This is a genomic window from Winogradskyella helgolandensis (assembly GCF_013404085.1).
Classification (GTDB): domain Bacteria; phylum Bacteroidota; class Bacteroidia; order Flavobacteriales; family Flavobacteriaceae; genus Winogradskyella; species Winogradskyella helgolandensis.
The window spans coordinates 2133849-2146515 of the sequence record NZ_JABFHO010000001.1; the positions used below are offsets into that span (position 1 = coordinate 2133849).

Annotated in this window: 15 protein-coding genes; 13 read left to right on the forward strand and 2 right to left on the reverse strand. The window is 32.5% G+C overall.

Features of this window, described 5'->3' with window-relative positions:
* Positions 1-148 precede the first annotated feature (148 nt).
* The gene (locus HM992_RS08805) at positions 149-805 is read right to left on the reverse strand and encodes a porin family protein (protein WP_179319395.1); all 657 of its coding nucleotides are present in this window, start codon (positions 803-805) and stop codon (positions 149-151) included.
* 252 nt (positions 806-1057) lie between these two features.
* Between HM992_RS08805 and HM992_RS08810 the strand changes: the two genes are divergently transcribed.
* The 13 genes from HM992_RS08810 (at position 1058) to ftsY (ending at position 10037) form a co-directional block, all read left to right on the forward strand.
* Positions 1058-1465, forward strand: a complete 408-nt coding sequence (locus HM992_RS08810; protein WP_178984633.1) for a DUF134 domain-containing protein — start codon at positions 1058-1060, stop codon at positions 1463-1465.
* Between the two features lie 3 nt (positions 1466-1468).
* The gene (locus HM992_RS08815) at positions 1469-1633 is read left to right on the forward strand and encodes a hypothetical protein (protein ID WP_178984634.1); all 165 of its coding nucleotides are present in this window, start codon (positions 1469-1471) and stop codon (positions 1631-1633) included.
* 59 nt (positions 1634-1692) lie between these two features.
* Positions 1693-2328 (forward strand): GTP cyclohydrolase II, encoded by a 636-nt coding sequence (ribA, locus tag HM992_RS08820; protein ID WP_179319396.1) that lies wholly within the window; start codon positions 1693-1695, stop codon positions 2326-2328.
* Positions 2318-2728 carry an acyl-CoA thioesterase gene (locus HM992_RS08825; protein ID WP_179319397.1) on the forward strand — a complete coding sequence of 137 codons (411 nt, stop codon included), beginning with the start codon at positions 2318-2320 and terminating at the stop codon, positions 2726-2728. The genes ribA and HM992_RS08825 overlap by 11 nt, the downstream gene beginning before the upstream one ends.
* A gap of 27 nt (positions 2729-2755) precedes the next feature.
* Positions 2756-4828 carry a hypothetical protein gene (locus tag HM992_RS08830; RefSeq protein WP_179319398.1) on the forward strand — a complete coding sequence of 691 codons (2073 nt, stop codon included), beginning with the start codon at positions 2756-2758 and terminating at the stop codon, positions 4826-4828.
* A gap of 162 nt (positions 4829-4990) precedes the next feature.
* Complete coding sequence (locus HM992_RS08835) at positions 4991-5767, forward strand: 3'-5' exonuclease (protein WP_178984638.1); 777 nt, start codon at positions 4991-4993, stop codon at positions 5765-5767.
* 86 nt (positions 5768-5853) lie between these two features.
* Entirely contained in the window at positions 5854-6465 is a 612-nt protein-coding gene (locus tag HM992_RS08840) for a fumarylacetoacetate hydrolase family protein (protein ID WP_178984639.1), read from the forward strand.
* On the forward strand, positions 6466-6807 hold the full coding sequence (locus tag HM992_RS08845) for an Hpt domain-containing protein (RefSeq protein WP_178984640.1): 342 nt from the start codon (positions 6466-6468) through the stop codon (positions 6805-6807).
* Positions 6808-6819: 12 nt separating this feature from the next.
* Positions 6820-8079, forward strand: a complete 1260-nt coding sequence (locus tag HM992_RS08850; RefSeq protein WP_179319399.1) for a competence/damage-inducible protein A — start codon at positions 6820-6822, stop codon at positions 8077-8079.
* 160 nt (positions 8080-8239) lie between these two features.
* Complete coding sequence (gene rpmB, locus HM992_RS08855) at positions 8240-8476, forward strand: 50S ribosomal protein L28 (protein WP_040757375.1); 237 nt, start codon at positions 8240-8242, stop codon at positions 8474-8476.
* A gap of 27 nt (positions 8477-8503) precedes the next feature.
* A complete protein-coding gene (gene rpmG, locus HM992_RS08860) occupies positions 8504-8686 on the forward strand; it encodes a 50S ribosomal protein L33 (RefSeq protein ID WP_020896723.1) in 183 nt (60 codons plus the stop codon).
* A 6-nt stretch (positions 8687-8692) separates the two neighbouring features.
* A complete protein-coding gene (locus HM992_RS08865; protein ID WP_008271041.1) occupies positions 8693-8845 on the forward strand; it encodes a DUF4295 domain-containing protein in 153 nt (50 codons plus the stop codon).
* 217 nt (positions 8846-9062) lie between these two features.
* Positions 9063-10037 (forward strand): signal recognition particle-docking protein FtsY, encoded by a 975-nt coding sequence (gene ftsY / locus HM992_RS08870; RefSeq protein ID WP_178984642.1) that lies wholly within the window; start codon positions 9063-9065, stop codon positions 10035-10037.
* 441 nt (positions 10038-10478) lie between these two features.
* On the opposite strand, the gene HM992_RS08875 is transcribed toward ftsY, so the two are convergent.
* Positions 10479-12662, reverse strand: coding sequence for a T9SS type B sorting domain-containing protein (locus tag HM992_RS08875; RefSeq protein WP_179319400.1), 2184 nt, complete (start codon positions 12660-12662; stop codon positions 10479-10481).
* Positions 12663-12667 lie beyond the last annotated feature (5 nt).

The window sequence follows — 12667 nt, forward strand, 5'->3', positions numbered from 1 at the left end:
CGTCAATAATTCTTTATTATTTAGTCTCATTAGTTTTGTTGTTTGTAACATAGAAAAATTTTAGAATTAAATAATAGCAAAAGCACAGTTTTAGGACTGTGCTTTTGTTATTTAAGAATATAGAGTGATATAAGTTATTCTAAATTTGTTATAGAAGAATTGTAAGTCCAAATGTTAGATTTGATGTATTAAAATTAAAGCCAAAGGAATTACTCTTTTCTGTTTCCACATTGTCTACTTCACTTGAGGCATGCTGGTAGCCAAGTGAGCCAACATTAGCTTGAAGTAAAATATTTTTACTCATATTATAGCTTATCCCTGGTCTTATGCCAATAAACAATAACTCAGAATTATTTACGCGTTCATCGTTGTAATAATTAATAAATGTATTTTTTCTAAATGTGAATCGTGTTTCACCTTGTAAGTGAAGCGCTAATTTTTTACTCACGGGAAAGAACTTCTTTATGTAAGGGAAAAATTCAATAGAATTTGTTTTTGAATCGTTAATGTTAAGATCATTAGAGTTTTCATTTTCAAACTCAGTTTTTAAATAAGAATAGCCGATTCCTAATCCTAGAATAAGATTATCGCTAATGATGTAGCCGACTTTAGGGGCTATATTAAAATTAAAATCTTCTCTGGCTATATTTCCAGTATCATTAGGGTAATCAGAGTTTATAGAGTTAATGGAGAACTCTCCTTCAATACTCCACAAGCCTTTTTCAATTAAAAAATCTTCATTCTTTTCTTGACTAAAAATAATACTCGTCAAAAGGCATAATAAAATGGTCATTGGTGTTTTCATATAAATTGATTTTAAGGTTTTGAATTTCTAATAAGGAATCAATACATGTGCCAAAACGTGAATAAAATATTATGCTTAGGTTAATAGAAAATGCAATTTTTTCTATAAATAATAATGTTTAGTTGATGGTAGGTTTCGTAAATGTTTGTATGCAAATAAATGAATAGAGTTGTTTACATTATTTAAGAAACTATTAAGACTAAATTTACAATTATGAACGTAAGTTCATTATCTTTGCTTAAAATTTATACAATGCCACGTCCTAAAAAGAAGCGAAAAATTAATCATCCACCAAAAATGCTTGGGTTTAAGCCTTTTGGGATTCGTCTTTGCGATACAGAGCAAGTAATCATGCAATATGAAGAATACGAGACGGTTAAGTTAGTTGTATACGATAATCTTTCGCAAGAAGAAGCTGCTGAAAGGATTGAGGTGTCTAGACCTACACTTACGAGGATTTATAATAGTGCTTTAAAAAAAATTGGACAAGCTTTCGTTGAGGGTAAATCGATTATTATAAAAGGTGGTGATTTTGAATTTGAAAAAAATTGGTACAAATGCAAACGTTGTTTTAAATTAATAGACAGTATAGATCATCCTACAACTTGTGATGATTGTCCGGATGATAAAAAAGAGGAATTAGAGAATTTAAATGCATAAATAATGTCAAACTTTAACCATAGAGGACCAGATAACTTAGGTCCAAAAACAGGAATGAAATTAGGGAAGTGTCGGAAAAATAAATTTGAAATCACTGGTGATGCCGAAATTACGTATTGTAAAAGAAGGCAACAAAGAAAACTACTTGGTTTAGAAAACGATAATTAGGCTATAATGAAAGCTATAATGCATCATGCAATGGTGCTGTAGTCTTTAAAAATGAATTGATGTTTACAAAAGATATTAAAATTATTAAAGGAGAAAGGGTTCAGCTTCCAACCAAATATGGTCATTTCGAATTTGTTCCATTTCAAGAAAAAATAAATGGCTTGGAGCATATGGCGCTAATAAAAGGGGGTTTCTCATTAAATGAGGCCGTTTTAACACGAATTCATTCGTCTTGCGCTACAGGAGATTTGTTTGGATCACTAAAATGCGATTGTGGTGATCAATTAATTCAAGCTATGAAAATGATTGAGCAAAACGGGAGCGGAATAATAGTGTATTTACAGCAAGAGGGAAGAGGAATAGGTCTTATGAATAAAATGAAGGCTTATAAATTACAAGAAGAGGGTATGGATACTATACAGGCTAACTTGCACTTGGGCTTTGCTCCAGACGAAAGAGGTTATGAAATAGCTGCAGAAATTCTGAATCTACTTGGTGTAAATAAATTAAACTTGTTGACTAATAATCCAGATAAAATTTTAGGATTAGAACAAAATGGGATTTCAGTTGTGGAACGTGTACCATTAATAATAGATGCAAATCCATTTAATAAACACTATTTAGAGACAAAGGAAAGCCAAATGGGACATCAACTTTCTAAATTAAATGTAGAAATTCTATCACATGATAACTAATACATTTCAATTACAACCGCGTTATGGTGAAGTTGACCAAATGGGTTATGTTTATCATGCTAATTATGTTATATATTGCCACCAAGCTCGTAATGAATTATTACGAAAATTAGGTGTAGATGAGATTGTATTAGAGAATAATCATATTATATTGCCTGTAATTTCATTTGATATTAAATATAAGAAGCCAGCACATTTTGATGAACGTATTAGCATTAAAACAATCATTAGAGAAATGCCTAATACTCGATTTAATTTCGAGTTTGAAATAACAAATGAACAAAACACGCTTTTAATTACGGCAAAATCAACGGTTGTTTTTGCAGATAAACAATCGCGTTTACCTAAGCGCATACCAGAATTTATTAAAAACAAGCTTAATTCAGAATTCCTTTCTTAAGAGCACTATTAAAGCATATTAGCACGTATGAAAAACAATATATTAATTGAAGATCAATATAAAAGAACCTCTTTATTTGAAAAAGAAAACGTGAACCATCTCGTTCACGTTTTAAAAAGGTTCAATACCGTACCAAAGTTAAACAACATTAATATTATTACATCCAATAAGGAGCCAAGTACATTTAAAATAGTTCCTAATAAAACTATTATTATAGGTGTACATTATTTGACTAACCCTGTTTTAGCTTTAGTTTATTTAAGATATGGTATTGAATGGCAACTCTGGTATAAGGCATTGAGCAATAAAGAAGAAGATGTTGCTTTGTGTGATATAGCAGCCTTTAAGGTTACTCGCATATTTTATTCTTTATTACCTAAAGAGGATAAGGAGAAATTAAAATCTTTAGATTATTTTTTAATTAATTTAATTACAAGCGATAAGGCTGTAGATGCTAAAAGCTTATTGAAATTTAAAGAACTTCAGGCGTTTCACGGTATAGAAAATATAAATCCTAAAGTTGAAGAGGCTTGGATGCCTATTTTAGAAAATTTAGCCAAACCAACGGAGTATTTATTGATGGATGGTGGAGATCTTAGATTAAATATTGATGAAGTGGCTTTGCTAAATAAATATGGTTGTAGACCTTTTCCAAGGCCAGAAGCATTTACTTTTGCGTCATCTACGGCAACAAGTGTATCTAATTTTGCATTTGATAAAACAGACAAAGTAAGAAGTATATTAATTAAAAATAGCTTGAAGCATGGGGTTAAAGAGGCAATTACAGATTTTTCGGAATTACTCAAAAATAATCTCAAAAAAATATTCAAACTAAAAGATGAAAGTCAAATTATATTTTCTCCTTCTGGTACGGATGCCTCACTTCAAATTGCAGCATTTACCCAAATTATTACCGATAAAGATATTACACATGTTTTAGTAGCTTCAGATGAAACCGGAAGTGGTGTGCCTGCCGCATTAAAAGGCTGTCATTTTGAAAATACTACAGCGCTCAATTACCCAATTAAAAAAGGAGATAGAATTAAAGGATTTAGAGATGTAGAGTTGATTAAAGTTCTTTTTAGAGATGAAAAAGGACAATTAAAATCAGACTCAGAGTTAGATACAGAAGTTTTTAATGCTATTGTAGAAACCAAAGCAAAAGGAAACCATGTAGTTTTACATATTATGGATCAATCTAAATTGGGCTATGGGTCTCCTAGTGAAAAAATGATGCAAGATTTAGACGCTCTCAAAGATTTGTCTATTCAGGTTATTGTAGATGCGGCTCAAATGAGGTTAGATCCTGCAGATATACAGAACTATTTAGAAAAAGGTTATATCGTCTCAATTACAGGGAGTAAATATTTTACAGGTCCTCCGTATTCTGGTGCATTAATTTTGCCAAAAAAGGTAAGTGAAGTAATACATTCAGCTAAAAACAAGTTGCCAGAAGGGCTTACGGAGTACTATAACTACTCAGATTGGCCTGTCTCTTGGTCTTGTTCAAAAAATTTGTCTGAAGGGTATAATTATGGAGCTTATATGCGTTGGAATGCAGCAATAGCTGAAATGGATCGCTATTTTAAAACACCAATTCTGTATAGGAATATGGGGATTGAAATGTTTTGTAATTTTGTTGAGGATTCAGTTAAAGAAGCTCCTTTTTTAGAGCCACTTTATGGAGATGAAATAAAAACTACAAGCTCTAATAATGAGGAATTTGGGCTGAAAAATATTCGAACTATTTTTCCGTTTTTCATTATTAAAGATCATAAAGTATTATCTGTAGAGCAGGTTAAAAAGCTCTATGTGCTATTGAATTCAGATTTGTCAAATCATTTTGAAGGCTCACCAATAGAAATTATTAGACTAGCAGCACAAAAATGTCATATAGGACAAGCGGTTAATGTAAAATATGATAATGATATTCAAAGTGCTATTTTGAGAATTAGTTTGGGTTCAAGGATTATTTCGGAAAGTTGGGTGAAAAGGGATATTAGTTTGTTTTTCAGTAATATTGAAATTCAAATGAACCAAATTACCGTTATCATAAAAAAAATAGAATTATTAATTAGTCGTCCTGAACTATTAGATTAATTAAGCGAAGATAAAAATCATTTGAGTACAGCTGATAATACATATATTTTAAGGGTTATGTTTTTTTGGTTGTACTCAGAATGATAAATAGGTTGACCTTTCTTGTTCCAATTAACGCTATTCTACTTATTCTAATTATCTTTGATTTTTAAAACAAAAACAATGCAACTTAATCTCACAAAACCTATCTGTTTTTTCGATTTAGAAACTACAGGAATCAATATTTCAAAAGATAGAATCGTAGAAATTTCTATTCTTAAAGTCCATCCAGACGGTAAAGAAGAAGCTAAAACTTGGGTTGTGAACCCTGAGATGCCAATTCCTGCAGAGGTAACAGCAATTCATGGAATTTCTGATGCAGATGTTGCAGATAAACCAACGTTTAAAGCTTTATCAAAGGAGATTTACAACCTTATTAAGGATTCTGATTTAGGCGGATTTAATTCTAATCGTTTCGATATTCCATTGTTAGCAGAAGAACTTTTAAGAGCAGAAGTAGATTTTGATATGAAAAACACACAATCTGTAGACGTACAAACGATATTCCATAAAATGGAACAACGGACATTGGTTGCAGCCTACAAATTTTATTGTGATAAAAATTTAGAGGATGCACATAGTGCAGAAGCTGATACCAAAGCAACCTACGAGGTTTTAAAAGCACAGTTAGACCGTTATGAAGAATTAGAAAACGACACCAAGTTTTTAGCAGAATTTAGTTCTCGTAAAAAATTTGCTGATTTCGCAGGTTTTTTAATCTTTAATAAAGAAGGAGAAGAATGTTTCTCATTTGGGAAGCATAAAGGAAAACGTGTCTTAGATGTTTTAGATAAAGAACCAGGTTATTTTGGTTGGTTGCTCAATGCGGATTTCCCTCTTTATACTAAGAAGGTGTTAACGGCTATTAAGTTACGTCAGTTTAATAATAAGTTAAGCTAATTGACCTTCCTACGAAGGTAGAAATCCATAATATAAAATAAAGGTTAAATTAATTAGATTCCTGCCTTCGCAGGAATGACAGAAATATGAAATTAATCTGCATAGGTCGTAATTACACCGATCACATTAAAGAACTAGAAAACGAAAAACCAACAGATCCTGTTGTTTTTTTAAAACCAGACACGTCAATTCTGTTAAAGAAACAACCGTTTTTTATCCCCGATTTTTCAGACGATGTCCATTATGAAGTTGAGGTTTTAGTGAAAATTAATAAAGTGGGGAAGTATATCGATAGGAAATTCGCGCATAAATACTATGACGATATCGGACTTGGTATAGATTTTACAGCACGAGATCTTCAAACGCAATTAAAAGCCAAAGGATTACCATGGGAAAAAGCCAAAGCCTTTGATGGTGCTGCGGTTATTGGAAAATGGTTGCCTAAAACTAAATTTGAAAATATAGATAATATCAATTTCAGTTTAAAAAAGAATGATTCTGTCGTTCAGGATGCAAATACGGAGCTAATGCTTTGGAAAATTGATGAACTTATAGAATATGTGTCAAAATATTTCACTTTAAAAATAGGAGACATTATATTTACGGGCACACCTGCTGGAGTCGGTAAGGTGTTTGCAGAAGATAGATTAATAGGATACCTTGAAGATGAGGAAATGTTTTCAATAAAAATTAAATAAATGTCACAATATTATCAATTACATCGTGTACGAGAAATGGCTGAAGACGATGAAGATTTTGTCTTAGCTATAGCAGCAGCTTTTATAGAAGAAGTACCTGAAGATGCAGAACGTCTAAGAACAGCGGTGCCTGCAAAGGATTATAAAGAAGTGTACCAAGCGGCTCATAAAATGAAACCAACTATAGATTTATTTGAATTAGGTGTTTTAGATACACTGATTGAAGTTCAAGATTGGGGAAAGTTTGAGCAGACGGACAAAAATGTAGAAGAACAACTTATAACGGTATTAACTGCGGTTGATAACGCTGTTAATGAAATTAAAGCCGATTTCGGACTTTAAACAACTTTATAAATGCAAGCAGAAATTATTACCATTGGAGATGAGATTCTTATTGGTCAGATTGTAGATACAAATTCCGCATTCTTAGGAAAGGAATTTAATAAATACGGAATTTCGATCTATCAGATTACCTCAATTCAAGATGATAAAGCCCATATTCTAAAAGCTATAAAAGAAGCAGAAGAAAATGCAGATATCATTATAATAACTGGAGGTTTAGGTCCTACTAAAGATGATATTACCAAACTTACCATTTGCGAATACTTTAATGACACCTTAGTTGAAGACAAAGCTGTTTTGGCTAATGTAGAGCAGATTTTTTCAAAATATAGTTCAGCACCACTTTTAGATGTTAATAAGCAACAAGCATTAGTACCGTCTACGGCACAGGTACTTATGAACCATAATGGTACAGCACCAGGTATGTGGTTGGAGCGAAACGGAAAAGTGTTTGTGTCACTTCCAGGTGTGCCTTACGAAATGAAAGCTTTAATTACTGAGCAAGTTATTCCGAAGTTAAGAGCAAAATTTAAGTTTCCTTATATATCGCATAAAACAATCTTAACTTATGGTTTAGGAGAAAGTGCATTGGCAGAACGTATTGAAGAGTGGGAAGATCATTTACCTGTTTTTATAAAATTAGCGTATTTACCAAGTTTGGGTCGTGTACGTTTGCGTTTATCCGGAAAAGCGACTGAAAAATTAATAGTTGACAAAGAAATCCAAAATCAAATCAATTTATTATTGCCACAGATCGAAGATATTTTTGTGGGTTATGAAGAAGATGAATCTATTGAAGCCGTAATAGGTAAGCAATTAACGCAAATTGGAAAAACCCTAGCTGTAGCAGAAAGCTGTACAGGAGGACGTATTGCAAAATCAATTACAGCAAATGCTGGAGCTTCTGTTTACTTTAAAGGAAGTGTTGTAACGTATGCTACAGCATCTAAAGTGAAAATCTTGGAGGTTTCAGAAAGTGATATTAATTCATATTCTGTGGTCAGTAAAGAAGTGGCGGAAACCATGGCGAAAAATGTGAGAACTATGTTCGATACGGATTATGCCATTAGTACAACAGGCAATGCAGGACCAGAAAAAGGTGACTCAAATGCCGAAGTAGGAACAGTTTGGATTGGTATTGCGACAAAAGATAAGGTATATTCTGAAATTTTTAACTTTGGAAATCTTCGCGAAAAAGTGATTGTAAGAGCCACAAACAAAGCATTTGAAATGCTTAAAAAAGAAATTACAATTAAAGATAAAAAAAAGTAAGCTTTTATGTTTGCTGAAACGTAAAGTTTTATTAAATTTGCACCCTGTTTAAAATATCTGTGTTCAGATATTAAATTTTTATTGTCATTTAATTAGAGGAATTCCTTTATAACAATATAAGTTAGCAGAAAATTAATTATAGACCTAAAGAAAGAAAACAATGTCAAGAGTTTGTGAACTTACTGGGAAAAAAGCGATGGTTGGAAACAATGTTTCACACGCTATGAATAAAACGAAACGCAAGTTTGATGCAAACTTGATCAAAAAACGTTTTTACATTCCTGAAGAAGATAAGTGGGTAACATTAAAAGTTTCTACATCAGCATTAAAGACTATCAATAAAATTGGTATCGAAGCGATGTTAAAAGAAGCTAAAGCAAAAGGATTTTACAAATAATAGCGTTTACGCTTAAGTCAATTTACAATGGCAAAAAGAGGAAATAGAATACAAGTTATCTTAGAGTGCACTGAGCACAAAACTTCTGGTCAACCAGGAACATCAAGATATATTACAACGAAAAATAAGAAGAACACGCCAGACCGTATGGAGATTAAGAAATTTAATCCTATCCTTAAGCGTATGACAGTTCATAAAGAGATAAAATAAGAAACCATGGCAAAGAAATCAGTAGCGTCTTTACAGACAGGATCAAAACGTTTGACAAAAGCTATAAAAATGGTGAAATCACCAAAAACAGGAGCATACATGTTCGTTGAATCAGTAATGGCACCAGAATTTGTCAATGACTTTTTAAACAAGAAATAATCTTTATTTATATATAGATTAACTAAACTGCTTTCATATGAAAGCAGTTTTTTTATGTTTATATTTGGGTGTTTTTATGACAACTTAGCAGTAAGTTTCTATAGGCAAGGTTGTTGCATAGGGTTTACTGTAATCTTATATATCTATACGGTTTTTAAAATCTTACAGGTTATGAGTGTCCCTAAACAACATAACAACAAACAACTAAACAATAACAATGAGTTTTTTTAAAAAAATATTCTCGTCAGAAAAGAAAGAAACCTTAGATAAAGGCTTAGAGAAATCTAAATCTTCTTTTTTTAATAAATTAAATAAAGCCGTTGCCGGAAAATCTAAAGTAGACGATGACGTTTTAGATAATCTTGAAGAAATCTTAGTCACTAGTGATGTAGGTGTTAATACCACATTAAAAGTGATTACGCGTATTGAAGAACGTGTTGCTAAAGATAAATATTTAGGAACTTCAGAATTAAACCGAATTCTTAGAGAAGAAATTGCAGCCTTATTATCAGAAACTAAATCTGGAGAAGATACCGAATATACTATTCCTGAATTACCAAAACAAGCCGATGGTTCTAAAACACCATACGTTCTTATGGTCGTAGGAGTTAATGGAGTAGGTAAAACAACAACCATAGGTAAATTAGCTTATCAGTTTAAAAAGAAAGGGTTAAACGTTGTACTTGGTGCAGCAGATACGTTTAGAGCTGCAGCCATTGATCAATTACAAGTATGGGCAGATCGTGTAGATGTGCCAATGATACGACAAGAAATGGGTTCTGATCCTGCGTCTGTGGCTTTTGATGCTTTAGAATCTGGAGTTAAGCAAAATGCAGATGTTATTATTATAGATACTGCTGGCCGTTTGCACAATAAAGTGAACTTAATGAATGAGTTGACTAAAGTAAAACGTGTTATGCAAAAAGTAGTTGGTGATGCACCTCATGATGTGCTTTTAGTACTCGATGGTTCTACTGGTCAAAACGCTTTTGAACAAGCCAAACAATTTACGGCAGCTACTGAAGTCACATCTTTGGCAGTAACTAAATTAGATGGTACGGCAAAAGGTGGAGTCGTGATTGGTATTAGCGACCAGTTTCAAATTCCTGTGAAATATATTGGAGTCGGAGAAGGTATTGAAGATTTGCAAGTCTTTAATAAATATGAGTTTGTAGATTCCTTTTTTAAATAGAGTTCCTTCCAAGGTAGGAATTTCAGTTTAATGAAAAAGAGTTTCAATTGTCGAGATCAAAAGATATTAAGGATTATTACAATTCTTATTTTAATTATCTCATCTTTAAAAGTGCTACAACAGGTATATAAAGTTTTAAGTACCTTTATTTCACTTAAAAGTCCTTTGATACCGAAATATTTGTTTTACTATTCATCATTTCCAGGTTTCATTATAATCTCTTTTTTTAGCGTCATTATTTTCTTTTGCCTTAAATTTCTAAGATATAATAGTTATAACTTTCAGAGCGTATATGCGATGTTAGGTATGATTCTTTTTTTCTTATTATGGCAATGGAGTATTTATGAATTGTTGATGAGAGTCAATCCTTTTGCTTAATAGTATCTATTTTAATGGTGAGCAATACATATTTATGTATGCTTTAGTCTCATATAGTGTTTCCTATCTCTTTAACGTAAAGTGTCCTGTAAAATTTCTTCCGTTGTCTCGGGTGACTACAAACCAATAATCACTTGTAGGCATTCTTTTGCCATTGTAAGTGCCATCCCAAGCTGACCTGGCGTCTAGACTTTTAAGGATTTTACCGTATCTATCAAATATTTTAATAGTCAGATTTGGCTCTTCATTAGAATACTTTATAAACCATGTGTCATGCTGTCCATCATCGTTTGGAGTGAAAAATTTAGGGTAATTTAAGAGATAAACTACTTCTTCTGTAGTGCCACAGCCGTTTTTATCTCTAACGAAAACGGTATATTCACCTGTTGTTAATCCTGTAAATAGATTACTGTTTTGATAGGTGATATCATCTAAAGAATACTCATAATCACCATTATCTAAATCTGATAAATTAACTTGAATGGAATTGTTATTATTTGTCCAGTCATCAATATCTATGCTCGAAATTACAGCTGTGTTAGACAAAATAACCTGAAACTCTTTGGTTGTATCACAGCTATAAGTGCCGTAATCTTCAGTTACTGTAACCCAATAATCACCAATTGTTTCATTAGTTACAACTACGGTTTGAGTAGTTTCTCCGGTAGACCATAAATAGCTATTAAAGCCATAGCCTGCATCAATAATAGCATAATTTTCATACTCGCAAATGCTTTCAATGTCCTTAATTGGAATTGTAGGAGTCTCACCTAAGCTTAATGTGATTTCTGAAATTTGATAGCATTTATCCAAAGAATCGATGCGAGCAACAATGCTGGTAGTATCTTCTGTCCATTCAAAATTAGTAGGTGTATCAATATGTCCTTCCTCAGAATAATTCTCGGCTTCCTCTTGTGATATAAAATAACTAATTATACAATCGCTACAGCTTGTAATTTCAGTTTCGTAAATCGTTAAATCTACAAATTCTATGTTGTTATTTGATGTATCACAAATAGTAGTCGCTATATTGTTAACCACCAGACTAGGTGAAATAATAGTTGCTAAAACGGGAAATCTTACATCACTTTCACAATTACTTATAGTTAGTTTGGCAGCATAGTAGGTTGTTCCATCTACTAAATTAGTTGTTTCGCTTAAAACACTCCCATCAGTAGCAGCATCATACCAAATAGCCTCATCACTAACTTCAATATCGCTTAATGTTGGATTTTGAGTGGTACAAAACGTTTGATTTGATTCGCCTGTAAGTGCTTCTGGTGTTTCAATGATTTCTATGGTATAGTCATCTGAAGTAATCCGACAAGAAAGTGAGTTTATATTGGTTCCATTTGCAACTGCTAATCGATATAAAAAAGTCCCAGATTGACCTGTGTTTGTAAATATATAATCGGGAGTAGTTTCACCGAGAATATCTATCCAAGTTGTGCCTAAATCGTCTGAATATTGCCATTGATATTGAGGGTCTGAATACCCAGAAGAGACAATGGATTGAAATGTGTAACTTACATTTTCACCTTCGCAAATTTCTAGACTTATACTTGACTCGTTTTCAATAGCGCTTGTAATGGTTGGTCCACATGGTTTAAACGCAATATCATCTAAAGCGATATCATTTCCAGGATGTGCGCTAGGTGCTGAATTTAATATGGTTATTACTACTTCAGTTTCTGCTTCTAATGTAAAGAAGAAGCCGTATTGTTGCCAAATTCCAGAAGATGTTTGCGCAATATCTCCTGTATTATAAGATCCTAAAATATTACCAGACGTGTCGCTAATTCTAAACGTTACATCTGGATGGTATTCATCCGTGCCTACTGAAGGGTTCATCAAATTGATTAACCAAGCAGAAAATTCAAAAGTTGTATTAGCACAAAGTCCAGTTACAGTTTTCGTGTAAAATACTCCTTCGTTTGCTAAAACGGCACTGTTTATAACCATCATATGGCCATTGGTGTCGCCTGTATGGTCTGAAGTAACATGCCACGCATTCCCTTTTAAGCCGCTAGTTGTATTGTAAATGGTATATTCTCCTTCGTCTAATTCACCTGCAGCACTGTAAGTAAATGCTGTAATAGAACTACCTAGTGCACTTCCGCGTCCTGTGCCTGATCCAAAATCAATAGAAACGACAGGATCTCCTAAATTACCTTCGCATAATTGCGCATAAGTTTGAAATGAATAACAAAAAAGAAATATAAGTAGAAGTTGATATTTTATATACAAAGTAA

Coding starts and splice junctions, on each gene's coding strand:
- HM992_RS08805 (WP_179319395.1), bottom strand. CDS start 805: ATGAAAACACCAATGACCATTTTATTATGCCTTTTGACGAGTATTATT.
- HM992_RS08810 (WP_178984633.1), top strand. CDS start 1,058: ATGCCACGTCCTAAAAAGAAGCGAAAAATTAATCATCCACCAAAAATG.
- HM992_RS08815 (WP_178984634.1), top strand. CDS start 1,469: ATGTCAAACTTTAACCATAGAGGACCAGATAACTTAGGTCCAAAAACA.
- ribA (WP_179319396.1), top strand. CDS start 1,693: ATGTTTACAAAAGATATTAAAATTATTAAAGGAGAAAGGGTTCAGCTT.
- HM992_RS08825 (WP_179319397.1), top strand. CDS start 2,318: ATGATAACTAATACATTTCAATTACAACCGCGTTATGGTGAAGTTGAC.
- HM992_RS08830 (WP_179319398.1), top strand. CDS start 2,756: ATGAAAAACAATATATTAATTGAAGATCAATATAAAAGAACCTCTTTA.
- HM992_RS08835 (WP_178984638.1), top strand. CDS start 4,991: ATGCAACTTAATCTCACAAAACCTATCTGTTTTTTCGATTTAGAAACT.
- HM992_RS08840 (WP_178984639.1), top strand. CDS start 5,854: ATGAAATTAATCTGCATAGGTCGTAATTACACCGATCACATTAAAGAA.
- HM992_RS08845 (WP_178984640.1), top strand. CDS start 6,466: ATGTCACAATATTATCAATTACATCGTGTACGAGAAATGGCTGAAGAC.
- HM992_RS08850 (WP_179319399.1), top strand. CDS start 6,820: ATGCAAGCAGAAATTATTACCATTGGAGATGAGATTCTTATTGGTCAG.
- rpmB (WP_040757375.1), top strand. CDS start 8,240: ATGTCAAGAGTTTGTGAACTTACTGGGAAAAAAGCGATGGTTGGAAAC.
- rpmG (WP_020896723.1), top strand. CDS start 8,504: ATGGCAAAAAGAGGAAATAGAATACAAGTTATCTTAGAGTGCACTGAG.
- HM992_RS08865 (WP_008271041.1), top strand. CDS start 8,693: ATGGCAAAGAAATCAGTAGCGTCTTTACAGACAGGATCAAAACGTTTG.
- ftsY (WP_178984642.1), top strand. CDS start 9,063: ATGAGTTTTTTTAAAAAAATATTCTCGTCAGAAAAGAAAGAAACCTTA.